Genomic DNA, 15,241 nt, shown 5'->3' on the forward strand with positions numbered 1-15,241 from the left:
ATGGCAGGCATAATAACAAATAAGGCGAAAGCACTGAAAGAAATGCTGGGGCTTTCATTTGATCACTTACTGGCACTCCGCTTTGCTGTCAATGTCGCTATTGCAACAACGATTGTATGGGTTATCCTGAGCTATATCAAAGGCAGTAACCCCATCTGGGCTATTGCGTCCATGGTGGCCGCATCCGACCCGCAACCGGTGGAGGCAAGAAGGATGTTCAAATCACGCCTGGTAAATGTGTCCGTCGGTTGCGCGGTAGGCCTGCTCTTCCTGGTAATCGGTGGCGCGAAGGAATGGATGCTGCCCATTGCGCTTGCTACGACAGTGCTGGTATCTGCTTATATAATCCGTATCAAAACCATGTGGCGACAGGCACCCATTACTGCTGCTGTGGTTATTGCAGCGGCTATCGGGCATGACTCAACGATAACCGGAATCGGTTATGGAGTTCATAAAGTTGCGGAAGTGATTTTCGGTTGCCTGGTGGGACTCACGGTCAGCTGGGCTATGTCACATGTCTGGTTAATAGAAGCGCCTTCGGCGGACAACGTCACGTCGTAGCACTAAGGATCAGCAATTTTCCAGCGTAGTTGTCAAAGTGCCAGTGTTCCCGGCCATATCCCTGGCTATGGCTTCGACCATGTATGCACCCCGTAACCCGGGTAACCGCCCGCCACAAAACTCCCAATAGCTTTGATAATCCTCAGGAGTTGCTTCCCCGGAAATGACTTCCTGTCCGTATTCGTCAATAATGGTCACCGTGAGGCCGACAACCCGGGTATCGTCTTTTGCGAATACCCTTATGATCACCTGGTCCCTCCATTCCATTATTTTTATTTCTGTAACCTTGGGAGATTTCCGGAAATCACGAACGGCAATCGTCTGAACGGTCAGGTGCGGTTTTCTTTTGATCAGGTTACTGTAAAAACTGCGGAGCTCGGGATCTGCCATGGCTTTAAGTCCATACGCATTTGCTTTTTTGAACCGTTCCCGGTTTTTTGCCTGCCCGGGCGTCGGTGCCCAGTTGGTTTTGGACACGGGAGCCCGGCAAACGATCGTTTTACCGCTTTTGAGCCTGCGAAACACGATGTCGCCCATCCTTCCACTGAAATTGTGGACCAGGGCATTGTTATTGGTTTTTGCCATCTGATATTTTATTTATATTGTTTGACAATCAATCTCCTACGAAAAGTAACTAGGGTGTAGGTAGGGAATGACTTGGGAATTGGTTTGGTTTCCTTTCGCGTACCATCCGTGCATCCTCCCTGCAAGCTCCTCGTAACAATTCATTGCCTTCGGAAAAAGGGTTTAAATTTTTTTTCAAGGGGCATTAAATTAATAATAGAAATTTGAAAATGCAACCCATACCCTGCCGAATTAAAATGACAAGAATACCGATCAGGTTGACAACCAATATATTATTGCAATAGATGAATTTTCGGGCGTTTTTGTTGACGATAAAAACGGTTACTTTGTGAGATGAAATCCAGCCTTCAACTTGCAGTTTTCCTGCTCCTTGTTTTAGCCTGTAAATCACCAAAAACCTCCGGCAACATGCCTGCAGACCAAAAAAGCCTGTCACCGGGTAACCAGGCACTTGAAGGAACCTGGGAAGCCGATTATGTCTCAGGCTCCGGGGCTTCATTTGATAGCTTGTTCCCAAACAGAAAGCCAACCATCATTTTCAATCTTTCGGAAAACAAAGTTTCCGGCAACGGTGGATGTAATAATTTCCATGCAGGTTTTTCTATGGAAGGCAATAACATCAAATTCCAGCAACCTGCATCCACGAGAATGGCCTGCCCGGGAAATGGAGAACAGCTTTTTTTTAAAGCGCTTTTATCAGTAACAAAATTCGGTGTGACAGAAAACACCCTGAACCTTATCGCAGATGACATTGCCGTAATGCGCCTGCAGCGAAAAGCAGTTGATAGCCACACAAGTCAATCGTCGGTCGACTGGCCGGGCAACTACCGCGGTGTGATTCCCTGTGCTGATTGTCCGGGTATAGAAATTACCCTCCGGCTCAACAGCAATAACACCTATGAAATGCAGCAGACATACCTGGAACGGAATATTGCTCCTATTACAAGTTCGGGTAATTTTTCATGGCTGGATAACGGCAGCAAGATCGTTCTTGACTCAGAAAAAGACAAGCGCCGGTTCCAGGTTGGTGAGAACAGGTTATTCTGGCTAGACCAGGATGGAAAGAGAATTACCGGCGCGCTCGCTGACAAATACGTTCTTACCAAACAGTGACCATTGTACGTGGCATAGGGCCGACACTCATCAGGATCTACCAGTTGCCCATCTGGTCTTTGTTGACTCTTTCTGAGCGCACCACGTCTCCCTTACGCCAGTTAGGGCTGTAGTACACGAAAAAATACAACCAGATGCTTCTTGACAATCGCATCAGCAAGGGTTGTATGGCGATAAGGATGACGGCATTGATCCCCATCCACCAGAAAAATCGGTTATCCGATACGGAAAGGCCGATAATTACCCACCATGCTACCAGAGTAGCTACACTTACTGCCACCGCCAAACCGTAGCTCACAAAGCCGGTTCCATAATAAAACCCCGGTTCCATATCGAAGGGCTGTCCGCAAACCTGGCACTCCTGAGGCATCTTCATAAAACGTCCGAGCTTGTAAGGATTTGCTTCGATGAAGAGGTCTCCCCGCCTGCAGCGCGGACATTTGTTTTTTAATAAGCTCATGACGAGACCTGGTTTATGATCTGTTTCTTCGTTTAGATGTGCACACATGGTTTTTTATTTTTCCTGGTAAATTGATTTCCTGAATGCTTCCGGCGTAAGACCTGTGTATTTCCGGAAGAACCTCGTAAAGTACGAACTGTCTTCAAAGTGAAGCTCTGCGGCTATCTGCGAACTTGTCATTTCCGCATTTGTCAGCAGGCGTTTTGCTTCGAGCAACACCCGGTCGCGGATCAGCTCGCCGGCGGATTTTCCGAGGAGGTCCTGGCACAGGGCATTCAGGTGATTAGGGGTGATGTACAATAGTTCTGCATATTCTTTGGGCAGGCGGGTGGTCAGGTAATGTCGTTCGATCAGTTGCTGGAAACTTCGCAGCAGCGTATGTTTCTGTCGGGGTATGGGTTTTCGGTTGGTGGACTGGTTGATCCGTTCCGCCAGTATAAAGAATTCCAGCAGTTTTACCCGGATAAGGTCCAGGTTCATGCTGGCGTTACCTGTCATTTCTGCCAGCAGGGTTTCCAAAATGGCTATGGCTGATTGTTGTACTTCGGGTGGCAGCTGCATCACCTGCGGCGAGCCGGGTCCAAGGAAAAAGCCAAATCGGTCGAGGTAATGCCCGTTGTGCAGGAATGAACTAAACAGTGTTTCGTTGAAATGTACCAGGTAGCCATCGGTCTCCCCATCGAAGTGCCAGCTGTGCACCTGGCCGGGAATCATGCAATACAACTGCCAGGGCTTTACCGGGTAACGATCGAAGTCGATGGTATGGTAACCGCTGCCTTTCGTAAATAGTACGAAGTGATAGAACGAGTGGCGATGTGGCCGGTGAAGCTGCTGGTAGTGCGTTTTCAGGTAGTCGCCAAAACGCTGGATCAGCAGATCGGTGCTCCCGTTTTTCTGGCTGATCGAACAGATGTCATATACTGGTATTTCCTGCTTTGCCATGATCCTGATTGCTTAGCAAAGTTAATCCTGAAGCACCAGCAGCGGGTTGACTGGTTCAGGGAATTTATGGCACTATTTACCGATTCGGTGTCAAGCGTGTTTTCACGGTTCTTTACCCGACGGGTGGCACCCGACGGGTGAGTGCCGACGGGTGAGTGCCGACGGGTCAGGACGGGGTCAGGACCAGGCTTTCCGGAGGAAGCGCAGCCAGTTGCCGTGCATGATGTTGTCGATGTCGGCGGGCGAGTAGCCGCGGCGACCGAGGAGGGCGGGCAGGGACTGCAGGTCGGCGATGGTTTCGAGGTCGTAGGGGCATTGTTCGCGGCCGAAGGCGCCATCGAGGTCGGAGCCGATGCCGATGTGCAGGCTGTTACCGGCGAGCTGGCAGATATGGTCGAGGTGGTCGACCAGTACGTCGAGGTTGCAGTTCATTCCGCGCGGATCAGACTTACCCCGCACCCAGCCTGGGACCATCATCCAGGCATCAAGGGCGCCACCGATCACTGCACCACGGTCGATCAATGCGCGGATCATGTCGTCGCCGAACTGGCGGTTATGATTTACGAGCGAACGGCAATTGTTGTGGCTCGCCCACACGTGACCGTTAAAATGATCCAGCGCCTCCCAGAAACTATCATCGCACAAATGCGTCGCATCCAGGATGATATTCAGCCGTTCCATCTGCCTCAGCAATTCACGCCCTGCAGCACCCATGAATCCCGTGGCATCCGTTCCCTGGGCATAGCGTCCCGGGCCGTAGTGCGCCGGACCAACGGCCCGCAGTCCGTCGGCCCAGGCTTTTTCGAGATATCCCGGATCAATGAGTGAATCAGCGCCTTCAAGACTCAGGATATAGCCAACAGGGCGATCCTGCGGGGAACTATCATCCATCCATAACCGAAGATGGCGTTCCAGCGAATGACTGTCGGTAATCTGCACCATTTCACCGGCGGCTTCCATTGCCCGGTACCAGGCTAGCTGTCCTTGAGTCTGTGCCCATGCCTGTGCAGGTGAATGCCAGCCCGGTAGCGGATTTCCCAGTGCCACGTAGCGCGCGATCTGTGTCGCTACTACAAGCCCGATATTTCCTTTTCGGAGGTCAGGAAGCGACACGACCGCCTTTCCCCGGTCAGGCTTGTCCGTTAGCCCGGCCTCACGGGCGTTGATCTCCGCAACCGGCTTAACCAGGTCACGGTTCCATTCGAGGGCATTCATGCTGAGATCGAGGTGGGCGTCAACAATAAACAAAATGAAAAATTTAAAAGTAAAAATTAAATGGACAACCGGCGATCGCGGGAGGTCGTTTTCCACGTGCCGATTACATCATGCGCGGAAACGATGGCGGCGGACTCATGCAAGGCAACTGTTGGACAAATATGATATGGTAAGCCGTATAAAACATCACCAACTTTAAATGAATGATCATCGCCGGCTTCTAATACAAGATGCTCTTCGCTTTGCGAAACGGGTCGCAGGCCCGGGGCATTCAGGAAGTACACGCGTTTCGAAATGTCATTTTCAGCGGCAACTGATTTGTGCCCGAGGTCAACGCAGATTTTACCCGGCGACGGAAGTGAAATCACCCGCGTAAGCACCAGTGCTGCCGGCAAAAATGGCTGTTCGGTTAATTTGTCCTTGTACCCCTTATCCCAATAGATAAAAGTACCCGGACTGCATTCCACTCCACTGCGGCGCGCATGAATGGGGAATGTCGGCGACCCGCCTGCAACGATAACCGGCAGACGCCCCTCATGAACAAGCATTTGCTGCAACATAAAAACCGATTCAAAGGCAGCATCGCACCTGCGTGTCCTTTCTTCGAGTGAAGCTTCGTGGATATGGCCGTCATATACATGCAGTCCAACCGGCTCCACTCCCTGCTGGTGAAAACAATTCATGTAAAGGTCAAATGCCTCACGGCCCGGAACTATGCCCGTCCGGTTCATGCCGACGTTGAGATCGAGATACACATTAACCTTAACATCATTCGCCATCGCAGCGGCAGACATCACGGCTGCAGTATCGCGATTATCGACCAGGCAGGAAAATTTGCTGTTGGGAAATTTCTTGATCAATTCAATAAGCCGAAGGAATTTTGGTCCCACAGGCTGGTATGCAATCAGGATATCCCTAACCGATGCCATAGCCAGCATTTCCGCTTCGGCAATAGTTGCGCACTTGAATTTCTTTATACCTGCAGCAAGCATCATCATTACCGCATCAATGGATTTACAGGTCTTGACATGAGGCCGCAACCTGTCAACTGAGTCAATCATATTGATGAGCAATTCAACGTTCTTCCTTACATGATCGCGGTAAATAACGAGCGAAGGAGAATCTGGCAGGTCAGCTGCGTCTATCTCATACCATTCTTCCATAAACGAATATTAAACGAGTTCAAACAAAGCTTCTACTTCAACAGGAATATTATCGGGCAGCGAACCCATTCCAACTGCGCTGCGAACACCGATACCATTTTCTTCACCCCAAACTTTTGCAAATAACTCGCTGCAGCCATTGATTACGAACGGGTGCTTCTCAAAGTCAGCCGTGCAGTTTACCATTCCGAGCACCTTTATAACGCGCTTTACCTTATCGAAACTACCAAGCTGCGATTTTATCGTTGCCAGGATAGTAAGGCCGACCTGTTGTGCGGCCAATTTTCCCTCTTGCTGGTCGAGCGTCTCTCCCACCCTGCCAATGATCAGTGATTTGTCTTCACGTACCGGCCCATGACCTGACACATAAAGGTATTTGCCATCAATAAGGCAGGGCTTATATACACCAAGCGGTGCCGGCGGTGCTGGAAGTACCAGTCCAAGTTTTTCGAATCGCTGATCAGCTGACAGATTATCCATGATTATTTTAATTAGCTATAAAACTATTCAGCAATAATACGCCAAGCAGCCCGGTCACCGCAACAATAGATTCCATAATCGTCCAGCTGCGGAGCGTATCTCTTATACTCACGTTGAAATATTCTTTAAACATCCAGAAGCCGGCATCATTTACATGCGAACAGGCCAGGCTTCCCGCGCCTACTGCAAGCACCATCATGTTCGGATCGGTATGGCTCGCGACCATGAAAGGCTGGATAATTCCCGCGGTTGTCAGTCCCGCTACGGTTGCAGATCCGATACAGATCCTGATGATGGCAGCCATCAGCCAGCCTAAAACCAGCGGATGAATAGCCAGGTGCTGCAATGACGCTGCGATCTGTCCACCCGCACCCGATGCAGTCAGCACTTCTTTCAGGGCGCCTGCCCCGGCAATTATCAGCAAAACAGGTGCGATGTCTTTAACTGCAGAACCACAATGCTGCGTGATGACGCTCATATTCATTCCCTGCATTAGTCCAAGCGAAACAGTGGCATAGATCACCGCCGCCAGCAATACCAATGAAGGAGGAAGTTCAGTAAAAACAAGCAGGAGTATCGGGAGCAGGATGGTAATGATACTGTTCAGCAGTGAAGGCAATTCTGCGTCCGGCCTTTCTTTCACCACAAAAGCGGCAAGCGGCTCTGAATGGATGCGTTTCAGGGTACGCGCAAACAGGGGTCCTGCAATAATGATTGCGGGGATACAAACAATGAGGCCGTAGATCAGTGTCAGGCGAAGGTCGGCACCGAACTGGACCACAAGTGCAGACGGCGACGGGTGTGGTGGGAGGAAGCCGTGAGTAACCGAAAGTGCTGCGAGCAGTGGAATGCCCGTAAACACCGGTGGCAGCCTGTAAGCCTGGCTCACAGAAAAAACGAGTGGCACCAGCAGGACAAAGCCCACGCCGTAAAACAAGGGCACGCCTGCAATGAAACCGATCAGCATCATTGCCCAATGGATATACCTGGTGCCAAACAGGTTAACCAGCGCCCTCGACACCCGCTGGGCTGCTCCGCTTTCGGCCACCAGTTTACCGAACATGGCGCCCAGCACTATCAGCATCAGCAGGGAGGAAAGCACATCGCCGATCCCCTTTTCAAGGGAAATTGCCAGCTGTGCCGGCGCGCTACCGGAACACAGGCCGATCGCAATGGCCACCAATAAAAAAACCAGGAAGGGATGTAGGGAAAATGCCTGCTTCATGGCTTAATATAATGAATTCTCCTCATGGCTAACCGAATGGGTTACTGCGATTACGCCGCAACCCTTATATTGCCAAAAAATTTAGGGAATGCCGACCAATATCAAATGCCCGGAGTGTAGCCATGAATTTCCGTTGGAAGCGGCTTTGAATGACGAGCTGAAAGAAGCGATTGAAAAAGAAAAACAGGAACTGCGCCAGCAGATGGTGGAGTACCGCAATAAAAAGGAAGATGAGCTGAAGCGGAAGGAAGAAGCATTTGAACACTTCAAAAAAACACAGGAAGAAAGTTTCCAAAACCGGATGGAATCCGAGCTCAAAAAACAGAATGAGCAACTGGAGACTTCCATCCGTAAAAGCCTGAATGCCGATTTTGAAAACCAGCTGAAGCTGTTGCAGGAAACAAACCGCGACAACGAAGAGAAGCTGAAGGCATCGCGCCAGAAAGAACTTGAGTTCCTGAAAAAACAACAGGAGTTACAGAATAAGGAAGCAGAGCTTGAAATAGAACTCCAGCGCCAATTGCAGGTTGAACGCAGCAAGCTTTCAGAGGAGCTGCGGAAAATAGAAGAACAGAAACTCGCGGCGAGGGAAAGCGAATACCAACTAAGGCTTAAAGAACTTGAGAAGCAGCTGGATGACCAGAAGCGGCTCGCTGAAGAAATGAAGCGGAAAGCCGAACAGGGCAGCATGCAACTGCAGGGCGAAGCGCAGGAGCTTGCACTGGAGGAAATGCTGAAGACCAACTTCCCCTTCGACATGGTGGAAGAAGTGGGCAAAGGCGTCCGCGGTGCAGATTGCATCCAGACCGTTCGCAACCAGTATGGCCAGGAATGCGGGAAAATAATTTACGAAAGCAAGAGAACGAAGGGATTCACGGGCGACTGGATAGAAAAACTCAAACACGACATGCGCAGTCAGGGTGCCGATATCGCCATCCTCGTTACTCATACCATGCCGGCAGGAATGGAAAGGTTTGGAGAGAAAGGCGGCATCTGGATCTGCAGTTTCGCTGAGGTTACCGCGCTGGCGCATGTACTGCGCGACAGTATCATCAAGGTCTTCAATGCCGCAAGGAACCAGGAGAACAGGGGCGACAAAATGCACATGCTGTACGACTACCTCACGAGCAATGAATTCAGTGAACAGTGGAAAGCGATCCGGGAGGGTTTTATGAGTATGAAACTGTCTATTCAGCGGGAACGGGATGCCATGGAAAAACTCTGGAAAGCAAGGGAAAAACAGCTCGAGAAAGTATTACTGAATGCGGCGCATGTGAGGGGAAGTATTGAAGGAATTGCGGGCAGCGACACGGTAAATCTGAATCTTCTCGACAATGAAGAGTTGCTCGAACTCGAGTAATTCCAAAGAAAAACATCATAAAAGAGAAGACCCCGCAGAGTATTATTCCGCGGGGTCTTTACTTTTTAATTTCTAATTTCTAGATCTTGCTCTTGATAAATTTCCCAAGCGCTTTACCGCCATCGCCATAGGCTTCTGAAATGCGGAGGCCGGTGTCATAATCAAATCCAAGTAGCCGGCCCACAGCTTTATCCATTTTGATCTTTGCCACAACCTTTTTCCTGTTAGCTGTTTCCACAATGGTGATCTCAGTATTGATCTCTGCATTTGCCCTCCACACACCGACATTATATCCGGGTTCCGTAAAAACGGTTTTTACTATCATGGTGTATTTGGAACCGGCTGAAGTTCCTGAGGTGATTCCACTGCTTTTTGCAAAGAGTTCATTGAACTTCGGTTCGAAACGGTTGCCCCGGTCATCGACCCAGGCTTTCGCCCAGGTATCACCCTTGCCGGCTTCCTTTTTATTATATTCTTCTTTTTTCTTTGTTACATAATCCTGCTCATTGTCAAATTTCCCAACTTTCATGTTGGCATAATCGAATTCCGTGTTGATTTCCTTTTCTCCCGCCAATGGCTTGAGTTCACCGTCCGTCAGTTTGATCTTCTGGGCGCTTACAGCGGCTGAAAGCAGGAGTACGAATGTTCCGGTTAAGAGTTTTTTCATTTAGAATATTTTGTTAGGGAACAAAATATATAATTAATCATGCCTATGCAAGAAAAAGCCGCCCCGTGGGCGGCTAAAGTTCAATGGGTGAGTAATCGAAGATTTTATTTTGCCTTGCTCCTGACCAGGCTACCGAGCGTACGACCGGCATTAGCGTAGGCTTCAGAAATCCGTTCACCGGTATCGAAGTCGTTATCGAACCAGGCACCACCGGGTGATTTATCAATCGTCACCTTTCCCAGCACTTTATCCTTGTTGGCAGTTTCCACCAATAAAGCTTCCATATTCACTTCGGCGTTCTTGCGGTGGATAGCTATGTTGAAGCCGGGCTCTGTAAAAGTTGTTACGATTTTGAGCGTATACTTTGCACCGGCGAGGGAACCAGCTGTGATGCCGCTGAACTGGGTAAAATTCTGGATGAATTTTGGTTCGAAGCGGGTTTCCCTGTCATCCACCCAGGCCTTTGCCCAATTGTCTCCTTTACCGGATTCTTTCTTGTTGTACTCGTCTGTTTTCTTTTTCACATAATCCGACTCGGTCATTTTTCCCACTTTCATGTTGGAATAGTCGAATTCGAGGTTCACTTCTTTTTCATTGGCCAGCGCTGCAAGTTCGCCTTCGGCCAGACGAACTTTCTGCGCCTGGCTGGTCAACGTAAAAGACACTGCCAGCAGTGCAAGGGCTCCGGTTATCAGCTTTTTCATTTGGTGTTTATTTAATGGTGGAAAATTAGAATATCTTCTACCTCTCCTGCCTTAACACTGGATGTACTGCTGAATCAGCGTGATGAACTGTCGAAATCAATGACCGGCTATTCGGGATTCAGCCAAACGATCCTGACATTTTTCTTATCGGCAATATCTTCCATTTTCAGGGTTGCCAAAAGGTTCAATTCATGGTTATACGAAGATATGGTGAACATGCTCATATTATGGATTTTTTTGTTTTCAGGATGCCCAAAGAAATACGCCCTGTCAGGCATAACTTCTTCGCCGTTAAGCGGGAAATAATATGCGTCACATTCATGAACGCCCTGGATCATGACCAGCTTTCCTTTTTTGATTGCCTCACGGTTCCGTTCTATGTCATTCATCAGCACATATGACTTTTTGGGACCGGACAGATAAGTGAAAGATTTATACTGGTTTTCCCAGTGCATTTCCTGACCACGGGTTTCGCGATCCAATTGATAAAATGGATACATGGGCGTGTGATACATGTACTGTCTTTTAGGTACCAGGTAGCTGCGGATTTCCTTCCCCATCACATCAAAAAACCCGATTGCCAGCCGATTCAGCCCGCCATTGTCAGTTTTGCCTTTCTCAAAGGACATATAGATCTCCGCTTCTTCATACATCACTGCAAAACTGCCATCAGGTTGGATGTGAAAGTTTTGGGGAGTGCCTTTGAACGGATCTTTAGACCCGAACACCTCGAAGCTTTTGGTTACCGCCTGGGCTGGATAGATCTCATGTTGCGCATCAAGGACACCGGTGAACGGATCGAGGAAAACCAAATAAGAGACAACAGTATTTGATTTCCTGTCTTTCAATGCTGATGCCAGCAGGTTAAGCTTTTTAGTACCTGGGTTATAACGGACGATTGCACCGGTGATGGAGACGTTATGGGTAAAATCAAGTTTCTTCACCCGCACTTCCTTCGCCCCGGCATCAAGGTTCGCGATCACAAGTTCTTCTTCTTCACCCCCGCTCGCCTTCGTATTGTATCCATAGGCCAGTATACATACGGTTTGCCGGCCAATCACTGCCATATCAATATAGTTCATGTATTTGTACTTTCCCTCGGGAGAAGTATAAAAGGCATGGCCAATTTCTTTATGATCAGGACCATAATAAATAACCTCTATCCGTTTATTCCTGTCAGATTCAAAGCTGTGCATCATTGCCAGGGCATAATGGTCGCTGCCAGGATCCTTTTTCACCCAAAAGCCGGGAATTGGCACGTCAAACTTCAGCGCGGCCCGTTTTGGATAATTCAGCCTGTCCAGCTGCGCGATCGATTCAGTGGATAAGATGCCGGCGGTTTTGCCATCAATCACAAACCTGTATAAAACAGGAGTTTTGTCATCCCATTCGCTTACCATCAATACGATATTGCCGTTGATCTCAAACAGACCTTCAATCGAAGCCGATTTTAATTTATTATACGAAGGCACGTGATGTTTTTCAACTTTAAGCTGATGTTTTTCATCATACAACTTCACGTCGAACCCGTCCTTTTTAGAAAAGTGGAAATATGCGGTATATCCATTCTTCAGCAGGAGGATCTTAGTAAATCCCTTTTCTGGTTCATCGATCAAAGGGCTTTCGGCGATCATTTTGAATTGTGCGAACAGGGTGTGGCTCACCAGAACCATCAACAGGAAAAGGGTTATTTTTCTCACGGGTTAAAATTATGCGCAATGATTAGTTTTATGCCGCGGTTATTCCGGTTGCATCCAAACAACTTTCACTCCTTTGTCTCCCCTGTCGTTTTCAAGTTTAAGTGTAACCAGTGTATTCTTTTCGCGGTCGTAATCAGAAATGGTAAAAAGTGCCAGGTTATGTTCCTTCCTGCTTTCGGGCTTACCGAAAACAAACTGCCTTTCGGGCATCACATCAGAACCTGAGATATTGAAGAAATACGCGTCGCAGTCGCTTACACCCTGGATTGTCGTGAGTTTTCCCTTCTTAGAGCTTTCCCGGTTCTCTTCAACGTCGTTGAAAAGAACATAACTTTTTTTCGTACCATCAAGATACGCAAATGACTTGAACTGGTTACCGCCTTCCAGTTTTTGTCCCATGCCGTCGCGCATGGACAAATAAAACGGGGATAGGTTTTGCCCGACTATGTAATGGCTTTTGGGAATAAAATAGCTTCCCATTTCTGTACCGATAATGCTGTAATTGGCAATAGCCACATTAGTCAGTCTTACACTTAGCGAAGTATAATTTCCGCTGTTCCGTACAATATTGGTAATCTCTTCGTACACCACTGAAAAAGACCCGTCATTATTGATATACAGGTTTTGCGGTGTACCCCAGAAAGCGCGTTTTTCACCGAACACTTCTGCACTCTTCTGCAAGGCCTGGCGGGGATAAATCTCATCATTCATTTCCAGTTTTTTCGCGAATGGATCAATGATGGCCAGGAAGGGGGTTATTTGATTAGACCGCCTGCCTTTGGCAGCGCTCGCCAGCATGACGATCTTTTTTGTAACGGGATTATACCTTACAATACCGCCTGTAATCACCATGTCCTTTGTGAAATCAAGTTTTGTCAGCGAAACATCTTTCGCACCGGCATCAAGATTGGCCAGTAACAGTTCTTTTTCGTTACCGCCGCTTGCCCGGGTGTTAAAGCCATTTGCCAGGATGCTTACCGACTTATTCCCGATAACAGCCATATCCAGGTATTCCATGTACTTGTATTTGCCTTCAGGAGAAGCATAAAATGCGTGGCTGATTTCCTTGTTGTCGGGTCCGAAGTACAGGATCTCGATCCGGCGGTTGCGGTCACTTTCAAAGCTGTTAAACATGGCTATCGCATAGTGGTCACTTTTTGGGTCTTTCCGCACAAAGAAATCCGGCATCGGCACACCGCCGAAGGCCATGGCATAACCGGACGTTATTCCCAGCTTATGCAACTCTGCAACCTGCTTCGTGTCTTTCAGTTCACCGGTCTTACCGTCAACGATCAACCGGAAAAGTGTTGGCACACGGCCGTCGAATTCGCTGATCATCAGTATGGCGTCGCCGTTGATCTCAAAGATCCCTTCTACGCTCCCTCCTTTCAGTTTTCCATAAGACGGGGCAAGGTGTTTGGCAGCTTTTGGCTTGTGTTTCTCATCATAAAGCTTTACGTCGATACCATCCTTTACGGTGATGTGGAAGAACATGGTATACCCGTTCTTCATTTGCAGGATCTTGCTGAAACCTTTCTCCGGTTCTTCGAAGACTGTACTTTCAGCGATCATTTTAAATTGTGCAGACAGGGCGTGGCTCACCAGAACCATCAACAGGAAAAGGGTTATTTTTCTCACGGGTTAAAATTATGGCGCAATGATAATCATTGCATTTTAACCCTGCAAGCCCCCTCTCAGGTAACTACATACGCCAATACCAGCGGGTCGAAAATTTTTGCCTGCAGGTTTAGCGGCACAGGGTCCGATTTACGGAAACTGAAGGGCAGGTTCATCCATTCGTTTGCGGTGTACTCAAGCGGACCAGCCAGCTGCATGTGATTCCGGAAATCGACCTGGCCGTTTCCATACCATTTGAACACCGCTTCTTTCGCACTCCACATAACCGTAGTGAGGTGCAGGTTTACCTGGTCGAACAGTGCCCAGGCCGACAGGAACTCCTTCTCCTCACCTGATAAAAATTTTGAAGATATCCGCTCGATCCGCGGACTGATGAACTCAATATCGATGCCCACCCGATGGGTGCTGCTGGCGATGGCAGCGGCATAATTACCGCAGTGGGAAATGGAAAAATGGTACTTCTCCCCCGGGAGAAAGGGCTTCCGGGTATCGGCTATGCGGACTTCCTCCAGCGGGAAATCCTCGAACAGCTCCGGCAGCAGGTAGCGGCCCGCAAGGTGCTGCAGCCGCTTGTAGGGATGCGATACATCCTGTTTGAGCGGCACTTTGGCGAGGAAAAAATCCTCCGGCTCTTCGATCCGCCAGATGGCCAGCCGGGTCGAATGGTTGATATTATGTTGATAAAATAAGGCCAAGGTTAGAATTTTGCTGGTAACATTGCAGACCCGCAAAAGCGGGCACCGTTCACCAAATATAAAATAAGCGCAGCACATGATTTTGTCGGATAAACGTATCCTCGAAGAAATTGAACTGGGGACAATCAAGATCGAACCATACAGCCGCGAATGCCTGGGCAGTAACTCATATGACGTACACCTTGGCAAATGGCTGGCAACCTATAACGAACATATCCTTGACGCCAGGAAACATAACAAGATCGATTATTTCGAGATCCCGGAAGACGGTTTCGTTCTCTACCCCCATATCTTCTACCTGGGAGTAACCGAAGAGTACACGGAAACCCACGCGCACGTACCATTCCTGGAAGGGAAGTCCTCCACCGGGCGGCTAGGCATCGATATTCATGCCACCGCGGGAAAGGGCGACGTAGGCTTCTGCGGTAACTGGACACTCGAAATTTCCGTGAAACAACCCGTGAAGGTTTATAAAGGCATGCCTATCGGCCAGCTGATCTATTTCCCTGTTGACGGTGAAATTGAAGTGAAGTACAACCAGAAAAAGAACGCCAAATACAGCGGCCAGCCAGACAAGCCGATCGAGAGCATGATGTGGAAGAACCAGTTTTAGGGCAACTAAAAGAGTGTTTTCACTGAATTTCACCCGACGGGTGAGACCCGACGGGTGAGACCCGACGGGTGGGACCCGACGGGTGGGACCCGACGGGTGGGACCCGACGGGTGGGACCCG

Annotated in this window: 16 protein-coding genes; 4 read left to right on the forward strand and 12 right to left on the reverse strand. The window is 48.9% G+C overall.

Annotated features, from left to right (window positions below; all coding sequences use genetic code 11):
• The gene (locus OI18_RS19060; protein ID WP_039142722.1) at nucleotides 1-561 is read left to right on the forward strand and encodes an FUSC family protein; all 561 of its coding nucleotides are present in this window, start codon (nucleotides 1-3) and stop codon (nucleotides 559-561) included.
• A 9-nt stretch (nucleotides 562-570) separates the two neighbouring features.
• On the opposite strand, the gene OI18_RS19065 is transcribed toward OI18_RS19060, so the two are convergent.
• Nucleotides 571-1,146, reverse strand: coding sequence for a hypothetical protein (locus tag OI18_RS19065; RefSeq protein WP_039142723.1), 576 nt, complete (start codon nucleotides 1,144-1,146; stop codon nucleotides 571-573).
• A gap of 408 nt (nucleotides 1,147-1,554) precedes the next feature.
• Here OI18_RS19065 and OI18_RS23980 point away from each other — a divergent pair, with 408 nt between their 5' ends.
• Nucleotides 1,555-2,259 (forward strand): copper resistance protein NlpE N-terminal domain-containing protein, encoded by a 705-nt coding sequence (locus OI18_RS23980; RefSeq protein ID WP_160290263.1) that lies wholly within the window; start codon nucleotides 1,555-1,557, stop codon nucleotides 2,257-2,259.
• Nucleotides 2,260-2,296: 37 nt separating this feature from the next.
• Here the strand turns inward: OI18_RS23980 and OI18_RS19080 are convergent, their stop codons facing one another.
• The 6 genes from OI18_RS19080 to OI18_RS19105 all read right to left on the reverse strand — a co-directional run bounded on the left by OI18_RS19080 (nucleotide 2,297) and on the right by OI18_RS19105 (nucleotide 7,744).
• Nucleotides 2,297-2,767, reverse strand: a complete 471-nt coding sequence (locus OI18_RS19080) for a DUF983 domain-containing protein (protein ID WP_039142725.1) — start codon at nucleotides 2,765-2,767, stop codon at nucleotides 2,297-2,299.
• Nucleotides 2,768-2,773: 6 nt separating this feature from the next.
• Complete coding sequence (locus tag OI18_RS19085; protein ID WP_039142727.1) at nucleotides 2,774-3,661, reverse strand: helix-turn-helix domain-containing protein; 888 nt, start codon at nucleotides 3,659-3,661, stop codon at nucleotides 2,774-2,776.
• Between the two features lie 177 nt (nucleotides 3,662-3,838).
• Entirely contained in the window at nucleotides 3,839-4,972 is a 1,134-nt protein-coding gene (locus tag OI18_RS19090; protein WP_240312801.1) for a dipeptidase, read from the reverse strand.
• A complete protein-coding gene (locus tag OI18_RS19095; protein WP_039142730.1) occupies nucleotides 4,933-6,039 on the reverse strand; it encodes a D-TA family PLP-dependent enzyme in 1,107 nt (368 codons plus the stop codon). The genes OI18_RS19090 and OI18_RS19095 overlap by 40 nt, the downstream gene beginning before the upstream one ends.
• 9 nt (nucleotides 6,040-6,048) lie before the next feature.
• Nucleotides 6,049-6,519, reverse strand: a complete 471-nt coding sequence (locus OI18_RS19100) for a RidA family protein (RefSeq protein WP_039142732.1) — start codon at nucleotides 6,517-6,519, stop codon at nucleotides 6,049-6,051.
• 7 nt (nucleotides 6,520-6,526) lie between these two features.
• Nucleotides 6,527-7,744 (reverse strand): GntT/GntP/DsdX family permease, encoded by a 1,218-nt coding sequence (locus OI18_RS19105; RefSeq protein ID WP_052273398.1) that lies wholly within the window; start codon nucleotides 7,742-7,744, stop codon nucleotides 6,527-6,529.
• A gap of 88 nt (nucleotides 7,745-7,832) precedes the next feature.
• Between OI18_RS19105 and OI18_RS19110 the strand changes: the two genes are divergently transcribed.
• Entirely contained in the window at nucleotides 7,833-9,104 is a 1,272-nt protein-coding gene (locus OI18_RS19110; protein WP_039142734.1) for a DUF2130 domain-containing protein, read from the forward strand.
• A 79-nt stretch (nucleotides 9,105-9,183) separates the two neighbouring features.
• On the opposite strand, the gene OI18_RS19115 is transcribed toward OI18_RS19110, so the two are convergent.
• From OI18_RS19115 to OI18_RS19135, 5 genes are all read right to left on the reverse strand, one after another.
• Nucleotides 9,184-9,771: a hypothetical protein gene (locus OI18_RS19115; RefSeq protein WP_039142735.1), complete on the reverse strand. Its 588-nt coding sequence runs from the start codon at nucleotides 9,769-9,771 to the stop codon at nucleotides 9,184-9,186.
• Between the two features lie 104 nt (nucleotides 9,772-9,875).
• Complete coding sequence (locus OI18_RS19120) at nucleotides 9,876-10,475, reverse strand: hypothetical protein (RefSeq protein WP_039142737.1); 600 nt, start codon at nucleotides 10,473-10,475, stop codon at nucleotides 9,876-9,878.
• Between the two features lie 107 nt (nucleotides 10,476-10,582).
• On the reverse strand, nucleotides 10,583-12,175 hold the full coding sequence (locus OI18_RS19125; protein ID WP_152616887.1) for a hypothetical protein: 1,593 nt from the start codon (nucleotides 12,173-12,175) through the stop codon (nucleotides 10,583-10,585).
• A 39-nt stretch (nucleotides 12,176-12,214) separates the two neighbouring features.
• Complete coding sequence (locus tag OI18_RS19130; protein ID WP_152616888.1) at nucleotides 12,215-13,813, reverse strand: hypothetical protein; 1,599 nt, start codon at nucleotides 13,811-13,813, stop codon at nucleotides 12,215-12,217.
• A 56-nt stretch (nucleotides 13,814-13,869) separates the two neighbouring features.
• Entirely contained in the window at nucleotides 13,870-14,508 is a 639-nt protein-coding gene (locus OI18_RS19135) for a 4'-phosphopantetheinyl transferase family protein (RefSeq protein WP_039142760.1), read from the reverse strand.
• A 76-nt stretch (nucleotides 14,509-14,584) separates the two neighbouring features.
• On the opposite strand from OI18_RS19135, the gene dcd reads away from it, so the two are divergent.
• A complete protein-coding gene (gene dcd, locus OI18_RS19140; RefSeq protein ID WP_039142742.1) occupies nucleotides 14,585-15,121 on the forward strand; it encodes a dCTP deaminase in 537 nt (178 codons plus the stop codon).
• The last annotated feature ends 120 nt before the right edge of the window (nucleotides 15,122-15,241 follow it).

The organism is Flavihumibacter solisilvae (assembly GCF_000814475.1).
Classification (GTDB): domain Bacteria; phylum Bacteroidota; class Bacteroidia; order Chitinophagales; family Chitinophagaceae; genus Flavihumibacter; species Flavihumibacter solisilvae.